The organism is Escherichia sp. MOD1-EC6021, assembly GCF_002965245.1.
GTDB classification, from domain to species: Bacteria; Pseudomonadota; Gammaproteobacteria; order Enterobacterales; family Enterobacteriaceae; genus Escherichia; species Escherichia coli_F.
This window is the reverse complement of record NZ_PTRU01000007.1, coordinates 191,912-216,951: the sequence shown is the minus strand read 5'-3', so window position 1 is coordinate 216,951 and position 25,040 is coordinate 191,912. Positions and strand designations below refer to the sequence as shown.

25 protein-coding genes and 1 tRNA gene are annotated in these 25,040 nt (G+C 51.2%); 13 read left to right on the top strand and 13 right to left on the bottom strand.

The window, feature by feature from the left end; translation table 11 throughout:
* Position 1: 1 nt before the first annotated feature.
* Together BEB54_RS11075 and orn are read right to left on the bottom strand one after the other, a co-directional pair.
* Positions 2–77, bottom strand: a tRNA-Gly gene (locus BEB54_RS11075).
* Positions 78–287: 210 nt separating this feature from the next.
* The gene (gene orn, locus BEB54_RS11070; RefSeq protein ID WP_105277360.1) at positions 288–833 is read right to left on the bottom strand and encodes an oligoribonuclease; all 546 of its coding nucleotides are present in this window, start codon (positions 831–833) and stop codon (positions 288–290) included.
* 94 nt (positions 834–927) lie between these two features.
* On the opposite strand from orn, the gene rsgA reads away from it, so the two are divergent.
* The 3 genes from rsgA to mscM all read left to right on the top strand — a co-directional run bounded on the left by rsgA (position 928) and on the right by mscM (position 6,390).
* Positions 928–1,980, top strand: coding sequence for a small ribosomal subunit biogenesis GTPase RsgA (rsgA, locus tag BEB54_RS11065; RefSeq protein WP_000041977.1), 1,053 nt, complete (start codon positions 928–930; stop codon positions 1,978–1,980).
* Positions 1,981–2,076: 96 nt separating this feature from the next.
* Positions 2,077–3,045 carry an archaetidylserine decarboxylase gene (gene asd, locus BEB54_RS11060; RefSeq protein ID WP_088541526.1) on the top strand — a complete coding sequence of 323 codons (969 nt, stop codon included), beginning with the start codon at positions 2,077–2,079 and terminating at the stop codon, positions 3,043–3,045.
* A gap of 21 nt (positions 3,046–3,066) precedes the next feature.
* On the top strand, positions 3,067–6,390 hold the full coding sequence (mscM, locus tag BEB54_RS11055) for a miniconductance mechanosensitive channel MscM (RefSeq protein ID WP_001236835.1): 3,324 nt from the start codon (positions 3,067–3,069) through the stop codon (positions 6,388–6,390).
* 30 nt (positions 6,391–6,420) lie between these two features.
* Here mscM and BEB54_RS11050 read toward each other — a convergent pair whose 3' ends face one another.
* From BEB54_RS11050 to epmA, 3 genes are all read right to left on the bottom strand, one after another.
* Positions 6,421–6,735 carry a YjeO family protein gene (locus tag BEB54_RS11050; protein ID WP_001276175.1) on the bottom strand — a complete coding sequence of 105 codons (315 nt, stop codon included), beginning with the start codon at positions 6,733–6,735 and terminating at the stop codon, positions 6,421–6,423.
* A 97-nt stretch (positions 6,736–6,832) separates the two neighbouring features.
* A complete protein-coding gene (gene yjeM / locus BEB54_RS11045) occupies positions 6,833–8,335 on the bottom strand; it encodes a glutamate/gamma-aminobutyrate family transporter YjeM (protein WP_105272301.1) in 1,503 nt (500 codons plus the stop codon).
* Between the two features lie 218 nt (positions 8,336–8,553).
* Complete coding sequence (gene epmA, locus BEB54_RS11040) at positions 8,554–9,531, bottom strand: elongation factor P--(R)-beta-lysine ligase (protein ID WP_000004771.1); 978 nt, start codon at positions 9,529–9,531, stop codon at positions 8,554–8,556.
* 324 nt (positions 9,532–9,855) lie between these two features.
* On the opposite strand from epmA, the gene frdA reads away from it, so the two are divergent.
* The 6 genes from frdA (at position 9,856) to blc (ending at position 14,985) form a co-directional block, all read left to right on the top strand.
* Positions 9,856–11,664 carry a fumarate reductase (quinol) flavoprotein subunit gene (gene frdA / locus BEB54_RS11035; RefSeq protein WP_001192973.1) on the top strand — a complete coding sequence of 603 codons (1,809 nt, stop codon included), beginning with the start codon at positions 9,856–9,858 and terminating at the stop codon, positions 11,662–11,664.
* Complete coding sequence (gene frdB / locus BEB54_RS11030) at positions 11,657–12,391, top strand: fumarate reductase iron-sulfur protein (RefSeq protein ID WP_000829498.1); 735 nt, start codon at positions 11,657–11,659, stop codon at positions 12,389–12,391. The genes frdA and frdB overlap by 8 nt, the downstream gene beginning before the upstream one ends.
* 10 nt (positions 12,392–12,401) lie before the next feature.
* Positions 12,402–12,797 carry a fumarate reductase subunit FrdC gene (gene frdC / locus BEB54_RS11025; RefSeq protein WP_000208757.1) on the top strand — a complete coding sequence of 132 codons (396 nt, stop codon included), beginning with the start codon at positions 12,402–12,404 and terminating at the stop codon, positions 12,795–12,797.
* 10 nt (positions 12,798–12,807) lie between these two features.
* Positions 12,808–13,167 (top strand): fumarate reductase subunit FrdD, encoded by a 360-nt coding sequence (gene frdD / locus BEB54_RS11020; RefSeq protein ID WP_000609663.1) that lies wholly within the window; start codon positions 12,808–12,810, stop codon positions 13,165–13,167.
* A gap of 62 nt (positions 13,168–13,229) precedes the next feature.
* The gene (locus BEB54_RS11015) at positions 13,230–14,363 is read left to right on the top strand and encodes a BlaEC family class C beta-lactamase (RefSeq protein ID WP_105277359.1); all 1,134 of its coding nucleotides are present in this window, start codon (positions 13,230–13,232) and stop codon (positions 14,361–14,363) included.
* 88 nt (positions 14,364–14,451) lie between these two features.
* Complete coding sequence (gene blc / locus BEB54_RS11010) at positions 14,452–14,985, top strand: lipocalin Blc (protein ID WP_001238369.1); 534 nt, start codon at positions 14,452–14,454, stop codon at positions 14,983–14,985.
* Here blc and sugE read toward each other — a convergent pair.
* The 4 genes from sugE to efp all read right to left on the bottom strand — a co-directional run bounded on the left by sugE (position 14,982) and on the right by efp (position 16,474).
* Positions 14,982–15,299, bottom strand: a complete 318-nt coding sequence (gene sugE, locus BEB54_RS11005; RefSeq protein WP_000118482.1) for a quaternary ammonium compound efflux SMR transporter SugE — start codon at positions 15,297–15,299, stop codon at positions 14,982–14,984. The two genes, blc and sugE, sit on opposite strands and share 4 nt — an antisense overlap.
* A gap of 174 nt (positions 15,300–15,473) precedes the next feature.
* Entirely contained in the window at positions 15,474–15,620 is a 147-nt protein-coding gene (ecnB, locus tag BEB54_RS11000; protein ID WP_000239596.1) for a lipoprotein toxin entericidin B, read from the bottom strand.
* Between the two features lie 110 nt (positions 15,621–15,730).
* The gene (ecnA, locus tag BEB54_RS10995) at positions 15,731–15,856 is read right to left on the bottom strand and encodes a lipoprotein antitoxin entericidin A (protein ID WP_000977757.1); all 126 of its coding nucleotides are present in this window, start codon (positions 15,854–15,856) and stop codon (positions 15,731–15,733) included.
* Positions 15,857–15,907: 51 nt separating this feature from the next.
* Complete coding sequence (gene efp, locus BEB54_RS10990) at positions 15,908–16,474, bottom strand: elongation factor P (protein ID WP_000257278.1); 567 nt, start codon at positions 16,472–16,474, stop codon at positions 15,908–15,910.
* Positions 16,475–16,515: 41 nt separating this feature from the next.
* Between efp and epmB the strand changes: the two genes are divergently transcribed.
* Both epmB and BEB54_RS10980 read left to right on the top strand, forming a co-directional pair.
* Positions 16,516–17,544, top strand: coding sequence for an EF-P beta-lysylation protein EpmB (epmB, locus tag BEB54_RS10985; protein ID WP_000940518.1), 1,029 nt, complete (start codon positions 16,516–16,518; stop codon positions 17,542–17,544).
* 234 nt (positions 17,545–17,778) lie between these two features.
* Positions 17,779–18,648, top strand: coding sequence for a YjeJ family protein (locus tag BEB54_RS10980; RefSeq protein WP_032185732.1), 870 nt, complete (start codon positions 17,779–17,781; stop codon positions 18,646–18,648).
* 49 nt (positions 18,649–18,697) lie between these two features.
* On the opposite strand, the gene BEB54_RS10975 is transcribed toward BEB54_RS10980, so the two are convergent.
* From BEB54_RS10975 to BEB54_RS10965, 3 genes are all read right to left on the bottom strand, one after another.
* Positions 18,698–19,051, bottom strand: a complete 354-nt coding sequence (locus BEB54_RS10975; protein ID WP_000558209.1) for a DUF4156 domain-containing protein — start codon at positions 19,049–19,051, stop codon at positions 18,698–18,700.
* Between the two features lie 137 nt (positions 19,052–19,188).
* On the bottom strand, positions 19,189–20,835 hold the full coding sequence (gene groL / locus BEB54_RS10970) for a chaperonin GroEL (protein WP_000729117.1): 1,647 nt from the start codon (positions 20,833–20,835) through the stop codon (positions 19,189–19,191).
* Between the two features lie 43 nt (positions 20,836–20,878).
* The gene (locus BEB54_RS10965; RefSeq protein ID WP_001026276.1) at positions 20,879–21,172 is read right to left on the bottom strand and encodes a co-chaperone GroES; all 294 of its coding nucleotides are present in this window, start codon (positions 21,170–21,172) and stop codon (positions 20,879–20,881) included.
* A 275-nt stretch (positions 21,173–21,447) separates the two neighbouring features.
* On the opposite strand from BEB54_RS10965, the gene yjeH reads away from it, so the two are divergent.
* Positions 21,448–22,704 carry an L-methionine/branched-chain amino acid transporter gene (yjeH, locus tag BEB54_RS10960; protein ID WP_088541571.1) on the top strand — a complete coding sequence of 419 codons (1,257 nt, stop codon included), beginning with the start codon at positions 21,448–21,450 and terminating at the stop codon, positions 22,702–22,704.
* Between the two features lie 15 nt (positions 22,705–22,719).
* Here the strand turns inward: yjeH and BEB54_RS10955 are convergent, their stop codons facing one another.
* Positions 22,720–23,196, bottom strand: coding sequence for an FxsA family protein (locus tag BEB54_RS10955; protein WP_001267448.1), 477 nt, complete (start codon positions 23,194–23,196; stop codon positions 22,720–22,722).
* Positions 23,197–23,532: 336 nt separating this feature from the next.
* Here BEB54_RS10955 and aspA point away from each other — a divergent pair, with 336 nt between their 5' ends.
* Positions 23,533–24,969: an aspartate ammonia-lyase gene (aspA, locus tag BEB54_RS10950; protein WP_000069437.1), complete on the top strand. Its 1,437-nt coding sequence runs from the start codon at positions 23,533–23,535 to the stop codon at positions 24,967–24,969.
* The last annotated feature ends 71 nt before the right edge of the window (positions 24,970–25,040 follow it).

Below are 25,040 nucleotides of genomic sequence, written 5' to 3'. Positions count from 1 at the left end.
TTGGAGCGGGAAACGAGACTCGAACTCGCGACCCCGACCTTGGCAAGGTCGTGCTCTACCAACTGAGCTATTCCCGCGTACTGCTTAATTTTGCTTTCGTAATTTTCGCATTTCTGCGTCGTTACGGGAGGCGCATTATACGAGAAATCTTTTCCTCTGCAACCCCCCTAAAAAATTTTTTTTGAGTTTTTATCTCAAGTGCTGAAATTATCAGCAAGACGTTCAATTTAGCGTCAAAATCACGCCGCCGCAAGTGGATTCCGGCGCTTACGTGACCAGGAAAAATTTTACAGCTTGATAAAATGCTCGCGGTAGTAAGCCAGTTCTGCCACCGACTCACGGATATCATCCATCGCCTGATGCGTCCCCTGCTTGGTAAAACCATCAAGAATTTCCGGCTTCCAGCGGCGCGCCAGCTCTTTCAGTGTGCTGACATCCAGATAACGGTAGTGGAAGTAGGCTTCCAGTTCCGGCATATATTTAAACAGGAAGCGACGGTCCTGGCCGATGCTGTTACCACAGATCGGCGATTTACCCGCAGGCACCCACTGTTTTAAAAATTCGAGCGTCGCCAGTTCCGCTTCCCGATCGCCCATCGTGCTCGCTTTCACCCGATCCACCAGCCCGCTGGCGGTATGAGTACGGACATTCCAGTCATCCATCATCGCCAGCTGTTCATCGGACTGGTGTACTGCAATGGTCGGCCCTTCTGCCAGAATATTCAGGTTGGCGTCGGTCACCAGCGTGGCAATCTCAATAATGCGATCGCGCTCGGGATCCAGACCGGTCATCTCAAGATCGATCCAAATCAGGTTGTTTTCATTGGCACTCATGCTATTTTCCACCCATTCACAGTGACTATATTGATCCACAATTGCGTGTATCATAGATGTTTTGCCCATCAGGGGCGACCAGGAGTCAGTACGATTGAGTAAAAATAAACTCTCCAAAGGCCAGCAGCGCCGCGTGAACGCCAATCACCAGCGTCGTCTTAAAACGTCTAAGGAGAAGCCCGACTACGACGACAATCTGTTTGGCGAGCCTGATGAAGGTATCGTCATCAGCCGCTTTGGTATGCACGCTGATGTGGAATCCGCCGATGGCGACGTTCACCGCTGCAATATTCGCCGTACCATCCGTTCGCTGGTGACCGGCGATCGCGTAGTCTGGCGTCCGGGAAAACCGGCGGCGGAAGGCGTAAATGTCAAAGGGATCGTGGAAGCGGTGCATGAGCGCACCTCAGTGTTGACGCGCCCGGATTTCTACGACGGTGTGAAACCCATTGCTGCCAACATCGACCAGATTGTCATTGTCTCCGCCATTTTGCCGGAGCTGTCGCTCAATATTATCGACCGTTACCTGGTGGCCTGCGAAACCTTGCAGATTGAGCCGATTATTGTGCTCAACAAGATAGACCTGCTGGACGACGAAGGCATGGAATTCGTCAACGAGCAGATGGATATCTACCGCAATATCGGTTATCGCGTATTGATGGTTTCCAGCCATACTCAGGATGGACTGAAACCGCTGGAAGAGGCGTTGACCGGGCGCATCAGTATTTTTGCCGGGCAGTCTGGCGTCGGCAAATCCAGCCTTCTGAACGCGTTGCTGGGGCTGCAAAAAGAGATCCTGACCAACGACGTCTCGGATAACTCGGGGCTTGGTCAGCACACCACGACTGCCGCGCGGCTGTATCACTTCCCGCACGGCGGTGATGTGATTGATTCCCCAGGTGTGCGTGAGTTTGGTCTCTGGCATCTGGAACCGGAACAAATTACTCGGGGTTTTGTCGAATTCCATGACTACTTAGGTCTGTGTAAATATCGCGATTGCAAACACGATACCGATCCGGGCTGCGCTATCCGGGAAGCGGTTGAGGAAGGGAAAATCGCGGAAACCCGTTTCGAAAACTATCACCGTATTCTGGAAAGCATGGCGCAGGTAAAAACGCGTAAAAACTTTTCTGATACGGATGACTGACAATTAAGCTAACCGTCGTTAGAATCGTCCCCTTTTTTTCAGGATCCGGCATGTAGGCCGGATCAGGAACGACAAAACAATGGCCTGGAGGCTACCTTGTTAAATTCATTTAAACTTTCGCTACAGTACATTCTGCCGAAATTATGGCTTACTCGCCTGGCGGGTTGGGGCGCAAGCAAGCGGGCAGGATGGCTGACAAAACTGGTTATCGATCTGTTCGTTAAATACTACAAGGTCGACATGAAAGAGGCGCAAAAGCCGGACACCGCCAGCTACCGCACCTTTAACGAATTCTTTGTCCGTCCGCTGCGTGACGAAGTACGCCCAATCGATACCGATCCTAATGTACTGGTCATGCCTGCCGATGGCGTTATCAGCCAGTTAGGTAAAATCGAAGAAGATAAAATCCTGCAAGCTAAAGGCCACAACTACAGCCTCGAAGCTCTGCTGGCAGGGAACTATCTGATGGCGGATCTTTTCCGTAACGGTACGTTTGTGACCACTTACCTCTCTCCGCGTGACTACCACCGCGTACACATGCCGTGCAACGGTATTCTGCGTGAGATGATCTATGTGCCGGGCGATCTCTTCTCCGTTAACCATCTCACCGCTCAGAACGTGCCGAATCTGTTTGCCCGTAACGAACGCGTGATCTGCCTGTTCGATACCGAATTTGGCCCGATGGCGCAGATTCTGGTCGGGGCGACGATTGTTGGCAGCATTGAAACTGTCTGGGCGGGCACCATTACGCCGCCGCGCGAAGGCATCATCAAGCGCTGGACCTGGCCTGCCGGAGAAAACGACGGTTCTGTGGCTCTGCTGAAAGGCCAGGAAATGGGTCGCTTTAAACTCGGCTCTACCGTTATCAACCTGTTTGCACCGGGTAAAGTTAATCTGGTTGAGCAACTGGAAAGCCTGTCTGTCACGAAAATTGGTCAGCCGCTGGCAGTATCTACCGAAACCTTTGTTGCGCCAGACGCAGAACCTGCCCCGCTTCCTGCTGAAGAGATCGAGGCAGAACACGACGCCAGCCCATTGGTTGACGACAAAAAAGACCCGGTCTAATCCATCAAAGGAAACGCTGACGTGCGCCTGATTATCACTTTTCTGATGGCCTGGTGCCTCAGTTGGGGGGCGTACGCCGCGACGGCCCCCGATAGTAAACAAATCACCCAGGAACTGGAGCAGGCAAAAGCGGCGAAACCCGCGCAGCCGGAAGTCGTAGAGGCACTCCAGTCCGCCTTAAATGCGCTTGAGGAACGAAAAGGTTCCCTTGAGCGCATCAAGCAATATCAAGAAGTCATTGATAATTACCCGAAACTTTCCGCTACTCTGCGCGCGCAATTAAACAACATGCGTGACGAGCCGCGCAGCGTATCGCCGGGAATGTCTACCGACGCGCTGAATCAGGAAATTCTCCAGGTCAGCAGTCAGTTACTGGATAAGAGCCGTCAGGCCCAGCAAGAGCAGGAGCGCGCCCGCGAGATTGCCGATTCGCTGAATCAACTGCCGCAACAGCAAACTGACGCCCGCCGCCAGTTGAATGAAATCGAGCGCCGCCTTGGAACGCTTACCGGCAATACCCCGCTTAATCAGGCGCAAAATTTTGCTTTGCAATCTGACTCTGCACGACTGAAGGCGCTCGTTGATGAACTGGAATTGGCGCAGCTGTCTGCCAATAACCGCCAGGAATTAGCGCGCTTACGCTCAGAGCTGGCGGAAAAAGAGAGCCAGCAACTGGATGCGTATTTGCAGGCCTTACGTAATCAGTTGAACAGCCAACGTCAGCTTGAGGCGGAGCGGGCGCTGGAAAGCACCGAACTTCTGGCGGAAAACAGTGCCGATTTGCCGAAAGATATCGTCGCGCAATTCAAAATTAACCGCGAGCTGTCGGCGGCGTTGAATCAACAGGCGCAGCGGATGGATCTCGTTGCCTCGCAACAGCGTCAGGCTGCCAGCCAGACGTTACAAGTCCGGCAGGCGTTGAATACGCTGCGTGAACAGTCGCAATGGCTGGGATCGTCCAATCTGCTCGGCGAAGCGTTGCGGGCGCAGGTGGCACGGCTACCGGAAATGCCAAAACCACAACAGCTTGATACCGAAATGGCGCAGTTGCGCGTGCAACGGTTACGTTATGAGGATCTGCTTAATAAACAGCCGCTGCTACGGCAAATCCATCAGGCCGACGGTCAGCCGCTGACCGCCGAGCAAAACCGTATTCTGGAAGCACAGCTACGCACTCAGCGTGAGTTGCTGAACTCATTGTTGCAGGGTGGCGACACGTTACTGCTGGAACTGACCAAGTTGAAAGTATCCAACGGGCAACTGGAAGATGCGCTGAAAGAAGTGAATGAAGCGACGCACCGCTACCTGTTCTGGACTTCGGACGTGCGCCCGATGACCATCGCCTGGCCGCTGGAGATCGCTCAGGATCTGCGTCGTCTCATTTCGCTGGACACCTTCAGTCAGTTGGGCAAAGCCAGCGTAATGATGCTGACCAGCAAAGAGACGATTTTGCCGCTGTTTGGCGCGTTGATTCTGGTCGGTTGCAGTATTTACTCACGCCGCTATTTCACCCGTTTTCTTGAACGTTCGGCGGCGAAAGTCGGCAAAGTGACTCAGGATCACTTCTGGCTGACGTTGCGCACCCTTTTCTGGTCGATTCTCGTCGCATCACCGCTACCGGTGCTGTGGATGACGCTGGGTTACGGCTTGCGCGAGGCGTGGCCTTATCCGCTGGCGGTCGCAATTGGTGATGGCGTAACGGCCACCGTACCGCTGCTGTGGGTAGTGATGATTTGCGCCACCTTTGCCCGTCCGAACGGCTTGTTTATCGCTCATTTCGGCTGGCCACGCGAACGGGTTTCCCGCGGGATGCGTTACTACCTGATGAGCATCGGGCTTATTGTGCCGCTGATTATGGCGCTGATGATGTTCGATAACCTCGACGACCGTGAATTCTCCGGTTCGCTGGGACGGCTTTGTTTTATCCTCATTTGCGGTGCGCTGGCGGTGGTCACCCTCAGCCTGAAAAAGGCCGGGATCCCGCTGTATCTCAACAAAGAAGGCAGCGGCGACAACATTACCAACCATATGCTGTGGAACATGATGATTGGCGCACCGCTGGTTGCTATTCTGGCGTCGGCGGTGGGTTATCTGGCAACGGCGCAGGCACTGTTAGCAAGGCTTGAAACCTCAGTTGCCATCTGGTTCCTACTATTAGTGGTTTATCACGTTATCCGCCGCTGGATGCTGATCCAACGCCGCAGGCTGGCGTTTGACCGGGCGAAGCATCGCCGGGCAGAGATGTTAGCGCAGCGTGCGCGTGGCGAAGAGGAAGCGCATCATCACAGTAGCCCGGAAGGGGCAATTGAAGTCGATGAAAGTGAAGTCGATCTCGATGCCATCAGTGCACAATCCTTGCGGCTGGTGCGCTCAATCCTGATGTTGATCGCCCTACTTTCAGTCATTGTGCTGTGGTCAGAAATCCATTCCGCTTTCGGCTTCCTCGAAAATATTTCGCTGTGGGATGTCACTTCCACGGTACAGGGCGTGGAAAGCCTGGAGCCGATTACCCTCGGTGCGGTGCTAATTGCCATTCTGGTGTTTATCATCACCACGCAGCTGGTGCGCAACCTGCCCGCGCTGCTGGAACTGGCGATTTTACAGCACCTCGATTTAACGCCGGGTACCGGCTACGCCATCACCACCATCACCAAATATCTATTGATGCTGATTGGCGGGCTGGTAGGTTTCTCGATGATTGGTATTGAGTGGTCGAAATTGCAGTGGCTGGTCGCCGCGCTCGGTGTTGGTCTGGGCTTTGGTTTGCAGGAAATTTTCGCCAACTTTATCTCTGGCCTGATCATCCTGTTCGAAAAACCGATTCGCATTGGCGACACGGTGACGATCCGCGATCTCACCGGTAGTGTGACGAAAATTAACACCCGCGCCACCACCATCAGCGACTGGGACCGCAAAGAAATTATCGTGCCGAACAAGGCGTTTATTACCGAGCAGTTTATCAACTGGTCGCTCTCTGACTCGGTCACGCGCGTGGTGTTGACGATTCCGGCCCCTGCCGATGCCAACAGTGAAGAAGTGACGGAAATCCTGCTCACCGCAGCGCGTCGCTGCTCGCTGGTGATCGACAACCCGGCGCCGGAAGTCTTCCTGGTGGATCTGCAGCAGGGGATTCAGATTTTCGAGCTGCGTATTTACGCCGCTGAGATGGGTCACCGTATGCCGCTACGCCATGAGATCCACCAGCTGATTCTGGCTGGCTTCCACGCCCACGGTATCGATATGCCATTCCCGCCCTTCCAGATGCGTCTGGAAAGCCTCAACGGTAAACAAACGGGGAGAACATTAACTTCTGCGGGCAAAGGTCGTCAGGCGGGAAGTTTGTAAGGTCTTTGTGGCCGGATGAACCCATCCGGCTCACAAGCAAAACTGATAGCGCAGAAAAAACTGCCACAACCAGTAGCCGAAAATAGCCAGCGCGGTGGCGTACATAAACCAGCCGCGTTTTTTTCGCCACAAAGCGAACCAGAGAAAAGGGAAAAAGAGCGGTAACGTCATTATCACACCGACATCGCGAGTATCGTCATCTTCGAGATACATCAAAACATCACAGACGTTGTTAATCCCGCGTCCATCAATCATCCACTCTTTGTCCAGCGCGGAGGTAATGGTTATCCAGAGGAACGCCACAATGAACCAGATGCAGCACAAGACAAACATGCGCGCACTCATGAGATAATCGGTCGCTTAATTTCGCTATAGCGCATACGAAATCCCGCTAATTCCCTGTCATTGCGCCCTATCGTCAGGCAGACGATAGGGCATCGGGTTATTCCACCGCCCACTGCGGATTTTTTGCCACTCTACTGCAATAGTTCTGGTAAATCGCCATCGCTAACAGCGAGAAGAAGACAGGGCCGCCAATCATCCACAATGTGCTGTCCCAGTCTCCGGCTTCAACCACAGGTTGAATGATGGTGAAGACGTTCGCAAATGTCACCACCAGTACGACAACCACCGTCGCAATCATTGCCGACATACGCGTTTTGAAAATCACAAACGGTCTGTCGAGATCCTGACGTGCTTTAAAGAACGGGAAAGCCAGTGCAAGGAACAGGTAAGGAAGCGTCATAGACACGTTCGCCATCAGCGTTAGCTTGTTAAAGAATGCCGATGCGGTACCGCCACCAAACGAAACCAGCAGGATGAAGACAGTAACCAACCCACACTGCATCCACATGGCGATAGACGGCATGCCCATCGCATTCAGCCGCGTCATCGGTTCCGGCCACAACGCTTTCGGCGTCCCCTGGATGATAGCTTTCAACGGTGAATAGCAAAGCGTAAAGAACGCGCCAGTGTAAGCGAGGAACATCGAAAGCCCGGTAATACGCGCAAACCATACACCCAGCGACAATGACGCTTCAGGTGACAAATGCAGTGCGTTACCCAGCGTCAACCCGAGGCTCTTCATCAGCACATAGGTAATATTGCCAAGGTTAACGGAACCATTACTTAATACCTGCTGCCAGTTTGTGCTGACGCCCCATAAAAATATTGCCAGCGAATAACCGATTGAAATAACAATAGCGGCAAAAACAATACCTTTGGCAAAGTTCTTTTCTGGATTTTCCGTTTTATCGACCAGACCACCAACCGCTTCAATTCCGCCATAGGCAAAAATAGCAAATACCACAAACGATAGCATTGCCAGACCGGACTGATAACCTGGATTCGGTGATGTCAGGAAATTAATATCCTGCGCGAAATGCCCACCGTTTAATAACAAAATAGTAATGCTTACTAACAGTAATACTAAATTCAGGCACATTACTGCAATACCGCCCACCGCAGTAATACGGGCAATTTTATTAATCCCTTTTGAAGCAACGACGGTGACCAGAATCATCCATGCCACTGCCAGCAGACCAACCACCTGCGTAGGTTCCAGTCCGGCAATACGCCAGTGCTGGGTCATGTCGCTTCCATAGAGGAATGTTGAGAACGGTACCCAAACTTTCGCGGAGGTGCTCACCATCCAGATGATATAAGAGGAAAACCACATAAACGTGCCAATGAAGGCAAAACGGGGTCCGACACTATTATTCATCCAGGAATAGATACCGCCTTCTTCTTTGCGATACGCAGCGCCCATTTCAGCCATCATTAAGGCGAATGGAATAAAGAATAACAATGCAGAAAATATATAAAAGGGAATCGCACTATAACCCATTAAGTAATAAGCCGATGGGCTATTGGCAAATCCAAATACGGAAGTAAAGATCATCAATATGAGTCCTATCAGACTCATCTTTTTTATCGTGTGAGGCATGAAACCATCCTTCATTTCAGCGCGTGTATAAAACGCGCCCACTGAACTGCACCGCCCAACATTGAGCGGGCAGCGTAAAAACCAATACAGAATTGATACCTGGATGATATCAAATATCCAGTCTTAAATTGTGGCCTTTAGCGGAAAAATGAAAACATATGCTACAGAATGGCGCTCATCACGCCATTCTTCGCTGTTAATTCAGTAATTTTTCAGAATTATGCCCGGTCAACGCTAAAGGCGATGACTTCAGCCAGTGTCTCCGCGCCCAGCGCCAACATCACCAGACGATCAACGCCTAATGCCACGCCGGAACAGTCAGGCATACCGACTTTCAAGGCTTCAATAAGATTCTGGTCAATGGGGTGCTGCGGCAAACCGCGCGCCGCGCGCTTACGGTTATCTTGTTCAAAACGTTGTTGCTGCTCACGGGCATCCGTCAATTCATGGAAACCATTCGCCAGCTCAATACCTTTATAATAAACCTCAAAGCGTTCAGCGACCCGATGATCTTCGGTACTGATTTGCGCCAGTGATGCCTGGCTGGCCGGAAAGTGGTACACAAAGGTCGGTTTTTCTTTGCCAATATTTGGCTCTACGCCAAAGGTAAACAGCAGTTGTAGCAGCGTGTCGCGGTCTTCTTCGGTATCGGCAACGTTGCTCAAATCCAGTTTCGCTGCCACTTCCCGCAGTTGCGTTTTGTCGGCAGAGAGCGGGTCAATTTCCAGATAACGCAAGAAAGCTTGTTGATAAGAAAGACTTTCTGCTGCCGGGCAGTCCAGCACCTGTTGCAAGAGATCGTCCACCTCGTTCATCAACCGGTACATATCATAGTGCGGTCGATACCACTCCAGCATAGTGAATTCAGGGTTGTGATAACGCCCCATCTCTTCATTACGGAAGCTGCGACACAGCTGGAAAACCGGCCCACAACCGGCAACCAGCAGGCGTTTCATATGGTATTCCGGGCTGGTCATTAACCAGAGATTCATCCCCTGCGAATGCCCGGGGCCAACGAAACGCGTCTCAAACGGGACCAAATGAATATCGGTTACCGTCGCCTGGCTCATACAAGGCGTCTCCACCTCCAGCACTCCACGATCGGCAAAGAAACGACGGATCTCCGCCATAATCGCCGCGCGTTTTAATAAGTTAGGAATGGATGCGCTCGGCTGCCAGGATGCCGTTTCGCTCATAGTTAAATCTCCATTTTTTGACAAGGGCACGAAGTCTACTCGCAACGCGGCGGCGAGACAAATTTTACGCAGGTATCAATCAACGGTGGGCGGTGACTAAAAAAAGCACGATCTGATGGTTTAGTAATTAAATTAATCATCTTCAGTGATAATTTAGCCCTCTTGCGCACTAAAAAAATCGATCTCGTCAAATTTCAGACTTATCCATCAGACTATACTGTTGTACCTATAAAGGAGCAGTGGAATAGCGTTCGCAGACCGTAACTTTCAGGCACTTACCCTGAAGTACGGGGCTGTGGGATAAAAACAATCTGGAGGAATGTCGTGCAAACCTTTCAAGCCGATCTTGCCATTGTAGGCGCCGGTGGCGCGGGATTACGTGCTGCAATTGCTGCCGCGCAGGCAAATCCAAATGCAAAAATCGCACTAATCTCAAAAGTATACCCTATGCGTAGCCATACCGTAGCTGCAGAAGGGGGCTCCGCCGCTGTCGCGCAGGATCATGACAGCTTCGAATATCACTTTCACGATACAGTAGCGGGTGGCGACTGGTTGTGTGAGCAGGATGTCGTGGATTATTTCGTCCACCACTGCCCAACCGAAATGACCCAACTGGAACTGTGGGGATGCCCATGGAGCCGTCGCCCGGATGGTAGCGTCAACGTACGTCGCTTCGGCGGCATGAAAATCGAGCGTACCTGGTTCGCCGCCGATAAAACCGGCTTCCATATGCTGCACACGCTGTTCCAGACTTCTCTGCAATTCCCGCAGATCCAGCGTTTTGATGAGCACTTCGTACTGGATATTCTGGTTGATGATGGTCATGTTCGCGGCCTGGTGGCAATGAACATGATGGAAGGCACGCTGGTGCAGATCCGTGCTAACGCGGTCGTTATGGCTACCGGCGGTGCGGGTCGCGTTTATCGTTACAACACCAACGGCGGCATCGTTACCGGTGACGGTATGGGTATGGCGCTAAGCCACGGCGTTCCGCTGCGTGACATGGAATTCGTTCAGTATCACCCAACCGGTCTGCCAGGTTCCGGTATCCTGATGACCGAAGGCTGCCGCGGTGAAGGCGGTATTCTGGTCAACAAAAATGGCTACCGTTATCTGCAAGATTACGGCATGGGCCCGGAAACTCCGCTGGGCGAGCCGAAAAACAAATATATGGAACTGGGTCCACGCGACAAAGTTTCTCAGGCCTTCTGGCACGAATGGCGTAAAGGCAACACCATCTCCACACCGCGTGGCGATGTGGTTTATCTCGACCTGCGTCACCTCGGCGAGAAAAAACTGCATGAACGTCTGCCGTTCATCTGCGAACTGGCGAAAGCGTACGTTGGCGTCGATCCGGTTAAAGAACCGATTCCAGTACGTCCGACCGCACACTACACCATGGGCGGTATCGAAACCGATCAGAACTGTGAAACCCGCATTAAAGGTCTGTTCGCCGTGGGTGAATGTTCCTCTGTTGGTCTGCACGGTGCAAACCGTCTGGGCTCCAACTCCCTGGCGGAACTGGTGGTCTTCGGCCGTCTGGCCGGTGAACAAGCGACAGAGCGTGCAGCAACTGCCGGTAATGGCAACGAAGCGGCAATTGAAGCGCAGGCAGCTGGCGTTGAACAACGTCTGAAAGATCTGGTTAACCAGGATGGCGGCGAAAACTGGGCGAAGATCCGCGACGAAATGGGCCTGGCTATGGAAGAAGGTTGCGGTATCTACCGTACGCCGGAACTGATGCAGAAAACCATCGACAAGCTGGCTGAGCTGCAGGAACGCTTCAAGCGCGTGCGCATCACCGACACCTCCAGCGTGTTCAACACCGACCTGCTCTACACCATTGAACTGGGTCACGGTCTGAACGTTGCTGAATGTATGGCGCACTCCGCAATGGCACGTAAAGAGTCCCGCGGCGCGCACCAGCGTCTGGACGAAGGTTGCACCGAGCGTGACGATGTCAACTTCCTCAAACACACCCTCGCCTTCCGCGATGCTGATGGCACTACTCGCCTGGAGTACAGCGACGTGAAGATTACTACGCTGCCGCCAGCTAAACGTGTTTACGGTGGCGAAGCGGATGCAGCCGATAAGGCGGAAGCAGCCAATAAGAAGGAGAAGGCGAATGGCTGAGATGAAAAACCTGAAAATTGAGGTGGTGCGCTATAACCCGGAAGTCGATACCGCACCGCATAGCGCATTCTATGAAGTGCCTTATGACGCAACTACCTCATTACTGGATGCGCTGGGCTACATCAAAGACAACCTGGCACCGGACCTGAGCTACCGCTGGTCCTGCCGTATGGCGATTTGTGGTTCCTGCGGCATGATGGTTAACAACGTGCCAAAACTGGCATGCAAAACCTTCCTGCGTGACTACACCGACGGTATGAAGGTTGAAGCGTTAGCTAACTTCCCGATTGAACGCGATCTGGTGGTCGATATGACTCACTTTATCGAAAGTCTGGAAGCGATCAAACCGTACATCATCGGCAACTCCCGCACCGCGGATCAGGGTACTAACATCCAGACCCCGGCGCAGATGGCGAAGTATCACCAGTTCTCCGGTTGCATCAACTGTGGTCTGTGCTACGCCGCGTGCCCGCAGTTTGGCCTGAACCCCGAGTTCATCGGTCCGGCTGCCATTACGCTGGCGCATCGTTATAACGAAGATAGCCGCGACCACGGTAAGAAGGAGCGTATGGCGCAGTTGAACAGCCAGAATGGCGTATGGAGCTGTACTTTCGTGGGCTACTGCTCCGAAGTCTGCCCGAAACACGTCGATCCGGCTGCGGCCATTCAGCAGGGCAAAGTAGAAAGTTCGAAAGACTTTCTTATCGCGACCCTGAAACCACGCTAAGGAGTGCAACATGACGACTAAACGTAAACCGTATGTACGGCCAATGACGTCCACCTGGTGGAAAAAATTGCCGTTTTATCGCTTTTACATGCTGCGCGAAGGCACGGCAGTTCCGGCTGTGTGGTTCAGCATTGAACTGATTTTCGGGCTGTTTGCCTTGAAAAATGGCCCGGAAGCCTGGGCGGGATTCGTCGACTTTTTACAAAACCCGGTTATCGTGATCATTAACCTGATCACTCTGGCAGCAGCTCTGCTGCACACCAAAACCTGGTTTGAGCTGGCACCGAAAGCGGCCAATATCATTGTAAAAGACGAAAAAATGGGACCAGAGCCAATTATCAAAAGTCTCTGGGCGGTAACCGTGGTTGCCACCATCGTAATCCTGTTTGTTGCCCTGTACTGGTAAGGAGCCTGAGATGATTAATCCAAATCCAAAGCGTTCTGACGAACCGGTATTCTGGGGCCTCTTCGGGGCCGGTGGTATGTGGAGCGCAATTATTGCGCCGGTGATGATCCTGCTGGTGGGTATTCTGCTGCCACTGGGGCTGTTTCCGGGTGACGCACTGAGCTACGAGCGCGTTCTGGCGTTCGCGCAGAGCTTCATTGGTCGCGTATTCCTGTTCCTGATGATCGTTCTGCCGCTGTGGTGTGGTTTACACCGTATGCACCACGCGATGCACGATCTGAAAATCCACGTACCTGCGGGCAAATGGGTTTTCTACGGTCTGGCTGCTATCCTGACAGTTGTCACACTGATTGGTGTCGTTACAATCTAACGCATCGCCAATGTAAATCCGGCCCGCCTATGGCGGGCCGTTTTGTATGGAAACCAGACCCTATGTTCAAAACGACGCTCTGCGCCTTATTAATTACCGCCTCTTGCTCCGCTCTTTCCGCCCCGCAACAGCTCAACGAGATTGTGCATCGCACAATTACCCCGCTTATAGAGCAACAAAAGATCCCCGGTATGGCGGTGGCGGTAATTTATCAGGGTAAACCTTATTACTTTACCTGGGGCTATGCGGACATCGCCAAAAAGCAGCCCGTCACACAGCAAACGTTGTTTGAGTTAGGTTCGGTCAGCAAAACATTTACGGGCGTGCTTGGTGGCGATGCTATTGCACGAGGGGAAATCAAGTTAAGCGATCCCGCGACAAAATACTGGCCTGAACTTACCGCTAAACAGTGGAATGGGATCACACTATTACATCTTGCGACCTACACCGCTGGCGGCCTGCCATTGCAGGTGCCGGATGACGTTAAATCCTCAAGCGACTTGCTGCGCTTCTATCAAAACTGGCAGCCTGAATGGGCTTCAGGAACACAACGTTTGTATGCCAACGCCAGTATCGGTTTGTTCGGCGCACTGGCTGTGAAGCCGTCTGGTTTAAGTTTTGAGCAGGCGATGCAAACTCGTGTCTTCCAGCCTCTCAAACTCAACCATACGTGGATTAATGTGCCGCCCGCAGAAGAAAAGCATTACGCCTGGGGATATCGCGAAGGTAAGGCAGTGCATGTTTCGCCAGGGGCATTAGACGCTGAAGCTTATGGTGTGAAGTCGACCATTGAAGATATGGCCCGCTGGGTGCAAAGCAATTTAAAACCCCTTGATATCACTGAGAAAACGCTTCAACAAGGGATACAACTGGCACAATCTCGCTACTGGCAAACCGGCGATATGTATCAGGGCCTGGGCTGGGAAATGCTGGACTGGCCGGTAAATCCTGACATCATCATTAACGGCAGTGACAATAAAATTGCACTGGCAGCACGCCCCGTAAAAGCGATTACGCCCCCAACTCCTGCAGTACGCGCATCATGGGTACATAAAACAGGGGCGACCGGCGGATTTGGTAGCTATGTCGCGTTTATTCCAGAAAAAGAGCTGGGCATTGTGATGCTGGCTAACAAAAACTATCCCAATCCAGCGAGAGTTGCCGCCGCCTGGCAGATTCTCAACGCTCTACAGTAAAATTTCATCGGGTCCGAATTTTCGGACCTTTTCTCCGCTTTTCCTTGCTGTCATCTACACTTAGAAAAAAACCAGTAAGGAAACATTTATGCGCCTGCTCCCTCTCGTTGCCGCAGCGACAGCTGCATTCCTGGTCGTTGCCTGCAGTTCTCCTACGCCGCCGCGTGGCGTGACAGTAGTGAATAATTTCGACGCTAAACGCTATCTCGGTACCTGGTATGAGATTGCCCGTTTTGATCACCGCTTTGAACGTGGACTGGAAAAAGTCACCGCAACATACAGCCTACGAGATGACGGCGGCCTGAATGTCATTAATAAAGGCTATAACCCTGACAGAGAAATGTGGCAGCAGAGTGAAGGGAAAGCGTACTTTACCGGCGCGCCTACCCGCGCTGCGCTGAAAGTGTCATTCTTTGGTCCTTTCTATGGCGGTTATAACGTTATTGCACTCGATCGGGAATACCGCCATGCGCTGGTTTGCGGCCCGGACCGCGACTACCTGTGGATACTCTCCCGCACGCCAACCATTTCTGACGAAGTGAAACAGGAGATGCTGGCAGTCGCGACCCGGGAAGGGTTTGATGTCAGTAAGTTTATTTGGGTACAGCAGCCCGGTAGTTAGTGAGTGCTAAGTTTCAGGCCAATAATCCCCAATACGATTAACGCCAGACTCGCCAGGCGCATCGGATTAGCGGACTCACCGAGCAGCACAATGCCGGTGATAGCCGCGCCGACTGCGCCAATCCCCGTCCACACAGCATAAGCCGTCCCCACCGGTAACGATTTCATCGCCCAGGCAAGTAACGCCATACTGACAATCATCGCCGTCACGGTAATAACACTTGGCGTCAAACGACTAAAGCCGTGGGTATATTTCAGGCCAACGGCCCATACCACTTCCAGCAGACCAGCAATAACTAAGATAATCCAGGACATATCAGGCTCCGGAGAATTGGGGCCGTCCCCGGTGAAAAGATGCGTTTGCAGGTCGTCCTGCAAAGCTAATGGTTGAACGGGTATTTTGCCAGGTGGCAGGGGAATTTCAACTATTACCTTAATGACTATCGCAAAAAAACAAACGGCACGACACAGCTGTCGTACCGTTATTGCTTATTGCTGTGCTTTTGTTGCTGCACCAGAAATCGCGTTACCGCCATCAGAGATATCTTCACCAACGCCACGCGTGGTGTTGCAAGCAGTTAATACTGTTGAAAGCACCAGAACAGAAAAGATCGCTGCAATTGTCTTCTTCACCATAACGTCTTCCTTTTAGGTAATGTTATTTATGTTTGCCTATAGCAAATTAATAATAGACAACATCGCCAAAAATGATGGAAATCTGATGATTTTTCGGAAGAGAAGAAAAATTAGCTGGCAGCGCGGGAGATGGAGTTGCCGAGATGTTTGATATCTTCACCGAAACCGCGAGCAGTGTTACAGCCCGTGAGCAGCGTGCTGGCAAGCAAAACAAGAACGATAAGGCGTTTCATCATCTCTGACCTGAATAAGTGATGGTGCAGCCTGCAGGCCGCACCACCACCGCATTACTTCACGCGAGAGACGTATTCACCAGAGCGGGTATCCACTTTGATGACTTCGCCGATTTGTACGAACAGCGGAACTTTAACCACAGCGCCAGTAGACAGGGTAGCCGGTTTGCCGCCAGTACCTGCGGTATCACCTTTCAGGCCCGGATCGGTATCCACGATTTCCAGTTCAACGAAGTTCGGCGGAGTAACGGAGATCGGCTGACCATTCCACAGAGTTACGATACACTCTGCCTGATCCAGCAACCATTTGGCGTTGTCGCCAATTGCTTTTGCATCAGCAGACAGCTGCTCGAAAGTTTCGTTGTTCATGAAGTGCCAGAACTCACCGTCGTTGTACAGGTAAGTCAGGTTCATATCGACAACATCAGCGCCTTCAGCGGAATCAGTAGATTTGAAGGTTTTTTCTACGCGAGTACCGGTCAGCAGACGACGCAGTTTAACGCGAGCAAATGCCTGGCCTTTACCCGGTTTTACGAATTCACTCGCTTCAACCGCGTAAGGTTCGCCGTCTAACATGATTTTAAGACCAGCACGAAAATCGTTGCTATAGTACGTTGCCATAAGGCCCTCTGAAATTTGTTAATTGGTAGCTAAGCCACAAAATGGCGCATATTGTAACCCTAAATACCCCATCCAGAGAAGATTGGTTAACGCAACTTGCCGATGTTGTGACCGATCCTGATGAACTTCTGCGTCTTTTGAATATAGACGCGGACGAAAAACTGTTGGCCGGACGCAGCGCCAAAAAGCTGTTTGCCCTGCGTGTGCCCCGCTCATTTATCGATCGCATGGAGAAAGGCAATCCGGACGATCCACTTTTGCGTCAGGTACTTACCTCGCAAGATGAGTTTGTCGTCGCGCCCGGATTCTCCACCGACCCGCTGGAAGAACAGCACAGCGTAGTGCCAGGTTTGTTGCATAAATACCACAACCGGGCGCTTTTGCTGGTCAAAGGCGGCTGCGCGGTAAATTGCCGCTATTGCTTCCGTCGCCATTTCCCGTATGCCGAAAATCAGGGCAACAAGCGTAACTGGCAGACTGCACTTGAGTATGTTGCTGCGCATCCGGAACTGGACGAGATGATTTTCTCCGGCGGCGATCCGCTGATGGCGAAAGATCACGAGCTGGACTGGTTGCTTACACAACTGGAAGCCATCCCGCATATCAAACGTCTGCGGATTCACAGCCGTCTGCCGATTGTGATCCCGGCACGCATCACAGATGCGCTGGTTGAACGCTTTTCACATTCTACGCTGCAAATCTTGCTGGTGAATCACATCAACCATGCCAATGAGGTAGATGAAACATTCCGCCAGGCGATGGCTAAGTTGCGCCGGGTAGGCGTTACTTTGCTGAACCAGAGCGTTCTGTTACGTGGTGTGAACGATAACGCACAAACGCTGGCAAACCTGAGTAATGCGTTGTTCGATGCGGGCGTGATGCCGTATTACCTGCATGTGCTCGATAAAGTACAGGGCGCGGCGCATTTTATGGTGAGTGATGACGAAGCACGGCAGATTATGCGTGAGCTGCTGACGCTGGTATCTGGATATATGGTGCCGAAACTGGCGCGCGAGATTGGCGGCGAACCCAGTAAAACGCCGCTGGATCTCCAGCTACGCCAGCAGTAACTGATTAAACAGGGAAGTTTAATCTTTGCACGTTGCATAACCTTTAATTATTCATATATATTGCTGTTATTACTTTTTATATAACCAACACCAATAATTAACCTTTCTTTTCTGTTTATATAGAGTGAGCACGGCTATTTATGTTATTTTAACAACTATTACTACCAAGCCCATTTATCTGGCTTATAAATTAAAATTAATTATTTAATTGAGAAATGGTTAGGGAGAACCTACATGGCCATAAGCATCAAGGGAGTTAATACCGGTGTTATTCGCAAGAGTAATAATTTCATTGCACTGGCGCTGAAAATTAAAGAGCCTCGCAATAAAGAATCGTTGTTCTTTATGTCTGTCATGGAACTGCGCGACCTGCTGATTGCGCTGGAAAGCCGTCTGCATCAAAAGCATAAACTGGATGCTGATGCACGTCTTCAGTATGAGCAGACTCGCGATAAAGTTATTAAGAAAATGGCAGAAAATATCCCAGAAATTCTGGTTGATGAGCTTAAAAATGCCGATATTAATCGCCGAGTTAATATGCTGGAACTTACCGATAATCAGGGCGAAAATCTTAGCTTCGTATTAACGTTACATGACGGTAGCAAATGTGAGTTAGTCGTCAATGAGTTGCAGATTGAAATGCTGGCGCGAGCAATCATTCATGCAATTAATAATGCGGAAATGCGCGAACTGGCATTACGTATTACATCACTCTTAGATTTCCTGCCGTTATACGACGTTGACTGCCAGGACAATGGCAATCTGGAATATGACACCTATTCCCAACCGGAATGGAAACATAACTTGTTCAACCATTATCTGGCAGTGCTTTATCGCTTTAAAGATGAAAATGGCAAAGAGCAATTTAGCGGCGCGGTGGTGAAAACGCGTGAAGCAACGCCGGGTAAAGAAGTGGAGGCGATCACTCGCCGAATGCTTGATTTCAGCCCCAGACTGAAAAAACTCGCGGGTGTGCCATGTCAGGTCTATGTTCGCACCGTAGCGGCAAATAACACCCAACCGCTAACCCAGGATCAATGCTTACGCGCGCTGCATCACTTACGTGTTCAGTCCATCAGCAAAAGTGCACCACAAGCGAAATAATCTCATCTTTGCTAATGCGAGGCTGGAGTCATCCAGCCTCTGAATCACATCAATTCGGGCACTTATATACCTGGCCGATAATCTGGCTATCCGTCGGGACAAAACTGGACAACATTCCCTGCGACGGGCTGCTGATACCATAAATCACGTTACCACCCATTGCCGCTGCCTGGTTGCGCAGATCGTTTGCCGCACCACGCATAGAACCGCCTTCTTCACCGTGTTGCCCGGAAAGCCAGTTACTTTGCTTACCTGTCGCAGTACCAATCAGCTGGCACTCTGCGCCTGGCTGCTCGTCCACAATGCGTACACTCTGACCGGCAGCACTCAATTCGTTGCTGGAGCTACAACCCGCCATCAGTAGCGCGGCACCGACAATCCCTGCTAAGTATTTTACGTGCATGTTATTCCCCATAATCAATGAGCTGGACGCCACTCGCGTCGTCCGTGTCTGAATCTTATACTAGAAAGATGACCAAAAGAAAAACCCCCAGACATTTCTGCCCGGGGGTTTGTTTATTTCTGCGAGGTGCAGGGCAATTACATCATGCCGCCCATGCCACCCATGCCGCCCATACCGCCAGCAGCGCCTAAGTCAGCTGCATCGTTTTTCGGCAGGTCGGTAACCATGCACTCGGTGGTGATCATCAGACCAGCCACAGAAGCCGCGTACTGCAGAGCAGAGCGGGTTACTTTGGTTGGGTCCAGGATACCCATGTCGATCATGTTGCCGTATTCTTCGGTTGCTGCGTTGTAACCGTAGTTGCCGTCGCCGCCTTTAACGGTGTTAGCAACAACAGACGGTTCTTCGCCGCAGTTCAGGACGATCTGACGCAGCGGAGCTTCCATTGCACGCAGTGCAACTTTGATACCTACGTTCTGGTCTTCGTTCTGACCACGCAGGTCTGCCAGTTTAGACGCTACGCGGATCAGCGCAACACCACCACCAGCAACCACGCCTTCTTCTACCGCAGCACGGGTCGCGTGCAGGGCGTCTTCAACGCGTGCTTTTTTCTCTTTCATTTCAACTTCGGTAGCAGCACCAACTTTGATAACTGCAACGCCGCCTGCCAGTTTCGCTACGCGCTCCTGCAGTTTTTCACGGTCGTAGTCAGAAGTTGCTTCTTCAATCTGCTGACGGATCTGAGCAACACGGCCCTGGATTGCAGCTTCTTCACCCACGCCATCAATGATAGTGGTGGTGTCTTTGTTGATCACAACACGTTTAGCCTGACCCAGGTCTTCCAGGGTTGCTTTTTCCAGCTCCATACCGATCTCTTCAGAGATCACGGTACCGCCAGTCAGGGTTGCGATATCCTGCAGCATAGCTTTACGACGATCGCCGAAGCCCGGAGCTTTAACCGCAGCAACTTTCACGATGCCACGCATGGTGTTAACAACCAGAGTTGCCAGCGCTTCGCCTTCAACATCTTCAGCGATGATCAGCAGCGGTTTACCTGCTTTTGCAACGGCTTCCAGAACCGGCAGCATTTCACGGATGTTGGAGATTTTCTTGTCAGCCAGCAGGATGAACGGGCTTTCCAGTTCTACTGCGCCAGTTTCCGGCTTGTTGATGAAGTAAGGAGACAGGTAGCCACGGTCGAACTGCATACCTTCAACCACATCCAGTTCATCCTGCAGACCGGTACCGTCTTCAACGGTGATAACGCCTTCTTTACCGACTTTGTCCATCGCTTCAGCGATCAGTTTACCTACGGTTTCGTCGGAGTTAGCGGAGATGGTACCAACCTGAGCAATCGCTTTAGAGTCAGAGCACGGTACGGACAGCGCTTTCAGTTCTTCAACTGCAGCGGTAACAGCTTTGTCGATACCACGTTTCAGGTCCATCGGGTTCATGCCCGCAGCAACAGCTTTCAGGCCTTCAGTGATGATAGCCTGAGCCAGTACGGTTGCGGTGGTGGTACCGTCGCCTGCAGCGTCGTTCGCTTTAGAGGCAACTTCTTTCACCATCTGCGCACCCATGTTTTCGAACTTGTCTTCCAGTTCGATTTCACGAGCAACGGAAACACCATCTTTGGTGATGGTCGGTGCACCGAAAGATTTATCCAGAACTACGTTACGGCCTTTCGGACCGAGGGTAACTTTCACTGCATCTGCCAGTACGTTTACGCCGCGCAGCATTTTCACACGAGCGTCGTTACCGAATTTTACGTCTTTAGCTGCCATTATCTTTATTCCTTAAATTCGTATGTTCAGTGTCGTGCGCGGATTACGCTTCAACAATTGCCAGAATGTCGCTTTCGGACATGATCAACACTTCTTCATTGTCGATCTTCTCAGATTTCACACCGTAGCCATCGTTGAAAATAACGATGTCGCCAACTTTCACGTCCAGCGGCTTCACTTCGCCATTTTCAAGGATACGGCCATTGCCGACAGCCAGCACTTCGCCACGGGTAGATTTAGCCGCTGCAGAGCCGGTCAGAACGATGCCGCCAGCAGATTTAGTTTCAACTTCTTTACGCTTGACGATCACGCGATCATGCAATGGACGAATATTCATTGATAACTCTCCTTTGAGAAAGTCCGTATCTGTTATGGGTGACGCCGGACCTTACGTGGTTTCCCGGCTGGTGACCAGAGAAATGGGGGTGAGGCTTCGCCCCTTCAAGGGGGAAAATGAAAAAAAATTCTGATCAGCACAAAATCGGGTGAAAACACTGATTCACCTCACATTTCATCGCAATTTATTCATCGCCGTCATAAGCGAATCTGATTGTGCTACCATCGAAAATCTACGCAGTTGCCCAAGATTTGGGCGCAATCGGACATCAACCCATGAGTGGACTCAAACAAGAACTGGGGCTGGCCCAGGGCATCGGCCTGCTATCGACGTCATTATTAGGCACTGGCGTGTTTGCCGTTCCTGCGTTAGCTGCACTGGTAGCAGGCAATACCAGCCTGTGGGCGTGGCCCGTTTTGATTATCTTAGTGTTCCCGATTGCAATTGTGTTTGCGATTCTGGGTCGCCACTATCCCAGTGCAGGCGGCGTCGCACACTTCGTCGGTATGGCGTTTGGTTCGCGGCTTGAGCGAGTCACCGGCTGGTTATTTTTATCGGTCATTCCCGTGGGTTTGCCTGCCGCGCTACAAATTGCTGCCGGGTTCGGCCAGGCGATGTTTGGCTGGCATAGCTGGCAACTGTTGTTAGCAGAACTCGGTACGCTGGCGCTGGTGTGGTATATCGGTACTCGCGGTGCCAGTTCCAGTGCTAATCTACAAACAGTTATTGCCGGACTTATCGTCGCGCTGATTGTCGCTATCTGGTGGGCGGGCGATATCAAACCTGCGAATATCCCCTTCCCTGCACCTAGTAATATCGAACTTACCGGGTTATTTGCTGCGTTATCAGTGATGTTCTGGTGCTTTGTCGGTCTGGAAGCATTTGCCCATCTTGCCTCGGAATTTAAAAATCCAGAGCGTGATTTTCCTCGTGCTTTGATGATTGGTCTGCTGCTGGCAGGATTAGTCTACTGGGGCTGTACGGTAGTCGTCTTACACTTCGACGCCTATGGTGAACAAATGGCGGCAGCAGCATCGCTTCCAAAAATTGTAGTGCAACTGTTCGGTGTAGGAGCGTTATGGATTGCCTGCGTGATTGGCTATCTGGCCTGCTTTGCCAGTCTCAACATTTATATACAGAGCTTCGCCCGCCTGGTCTGGTCGCAGGCGCAACATAATCCTGACCACTACCTGGCACGCCTCTCTTCTCGTCATATCCCGAATAATGCCCTCAATGCGGTGCTCGGCTGCTGCGTGGTGAGCACGTTGGTGATTCATGCTTTAGAGATCAATCTGGACGCACTTATTATTTATGCCAATGGCATCTTTATTATGATTTATCTGTTATGCATGCTGGCAGGCTGTAAATTATTGCAAGGACGTTATCGGCTACTGGCGGTGGTTGGCGGGCTGTTATGCGTTCTGTTACTGGCAATGGTCGGCTGGAAAAGTCTCTATGCGCTGATCATGCTGGCGGGGTTATGGCTGTTTCTGCCAAAACGAAAAACGCCGGAAAATGGCATAACCACATAATCCGGCGTTTCGGCATTAATCCTGGCGATCGTCTTTATGATCAAGGCGGTCGCGCTCATCATCCTTTCGCTGGTACTCACCATCAAAAGTATTACCGCCACCGGTCCCGGCGCTAAAACCGCCGCCTGGCATGCGAGAAAAGCGCAAATGCGGCATCAACTTCACTGTCAGATGCTTTTGCACCGGCGGTAATAAAAGCAGAAGACCGAGGAAGTCGGTGAAAAAGCCCGGTAATAAAAGCAGCAAACCGGCAATGATCAGCGAAACACTTTTAATCATCTCCGCCGCTGGGTTTTCACCTGCCGCCATTTTTTGCTGCATCAGCACGAAATTCTTAAAGCCCTGGTTACGTACCAGTGACATACCGATAACTGACGTGAATATAACCAGCACGAGGGTCAGCAATACCCCCAATACATGGGCAACCTGAATAAAGATTGAAATCTCAATATAGACATAAAGGAAAATGGCAATAAAAGGTAACCAGCGCAAAGGTTTCTCCTGTAATAGCAGCCGGTTAAACCCGGCTACCTGAATGGGTTGCGAATCGCGTTCAGCTTATATTGTGGTCATCAGCAAAATTTCAAGATGTTTGCGCAACTATTTTTGGTAGTAATCCCAAAGCGGTGATCTATTTCACAAATTAATAATTAAGGGGTAAAAACCGACACTTAAAGTGATCCAGATTACGGTAGAAATCCTCAAGCAGCATATGATCTCGGGTATTCGGTCGATGCAGGGGATAATCGTCGGTCGAAAAACATTCGAAACCACATATATTCTGTGTGTTTAAAGCAAATCATTGGCAGCTTGAAAAAGAAGGTTCACATGTCAAACAACATTCGTATCGAAGAAGATCTGTTGGGTACCAGGGAAGTTCCAGCTGATGCCTACTATGGTGTTCACACTCTGAGAGCGATTGAAAACTTCTATATCAGCAACAACAAAATCAGTGATATTCCTGAATTTGTTCGCGGTATGGTAATGGTTAAAAAAGCCGCAGCTATGGCAAACAAAGAGCTGCAAACCATTCCTAAAAGTGTAGCGAATGCCATCATTGCCGCATGTGATGAAGTCCTGAACAACGGAAAATGCATGGATCAGTTCCCGGTAGACGTCTACCAGGGCGGCGCAGGTACTTCCGTAAACATGAACACCAACGAAGTGCTGGCCAATATCGGTCTGGAACTGATGGGTCACCAGAAAGGTGAATATCAGTACCTGAACCCGAACGACCATGTTAACAAATGTCAGTCCACTAACGACGCCTACCCGACCGGTTTCCGTATCGCAGTTTACTCTTCCCTGATTAAGCTGGTAGATGCGATTAACCAACTGCGTGAAGGCTTTGAACGTAAAGCTGTCGAATTCCAGGACATCCTGAAAATGGGTCGTACCCAGCTGCAGGACGCAGTACCGATGACCCTCGGTCAGGAATTCCGCGCTTTCAGCATCCTGCTGAAAGAAGAAGTGAAAAATATCCAACGTACCGCTGAACTGCTGCTGGAAGTTAACCTTGGCGCAACAGCAATCGGTACTGGTCTGAACACGCCGAAAGAGTACTCTCCGCTGGCAGTGAAAAAACTGGCTGAAGTCACTGGCTTCCCATGCGTACCGGCTGAAGACCTGATCGAAGCGACCTCTGACTGCGGCGCTTATGTTATGGTTCACGGCGCGCTGAAACGCCTGGCTGTGAAGATGTCCAAAATCTGTAACGACCTGCGCTTACTCTCTTCTGGTCCACGTGCCGGCCTGAACGAGATCAACCTGCCGGAACTGCAGGCGGGCTCTTCCATCATGCCAGCTAAAGTAAACCCGGTTGTTCCGGAAGTGGTTAACCAGGTATGCTTCAAAGTCATCGGTAACGACACCACTGTTACCATGGCAGCAGAAGCAGGTCAGCTGCAGTTGAACGTTATGGAGCCGGTCATTGGCCAGGCTATGTTCGAATCCGTTCACATTCTGACCAACGCTTGCTACAACCTGCTGGAAAAATGCATTAACGGCATCACTGCTAACAAAGAAGTGTGCGAAGGTTACGTTTACAACTCTATCGGTATCGTTACTTACCTGAACCCGTTCATCGGTCACCACAACGGTGACATCGTGGGTAAAATCTGTGCCGAAACCGGTAAGAGTGTACGTGAAGTCGTTCTGGAACGCGGTCTGTTGACTGAAGCGGAACTTGACGATATTTTCTCCGTACAGAATCTGATGCACCCGGCTTACAAAGCAAAACGCTATACTGATGAAAGCGAACAGTAATCGTACAGGGTAGTACAAATAGAGAAGGCACGTCAGATGACGTGCCTTTTTTCTTGTGAGCAGTAACTTAA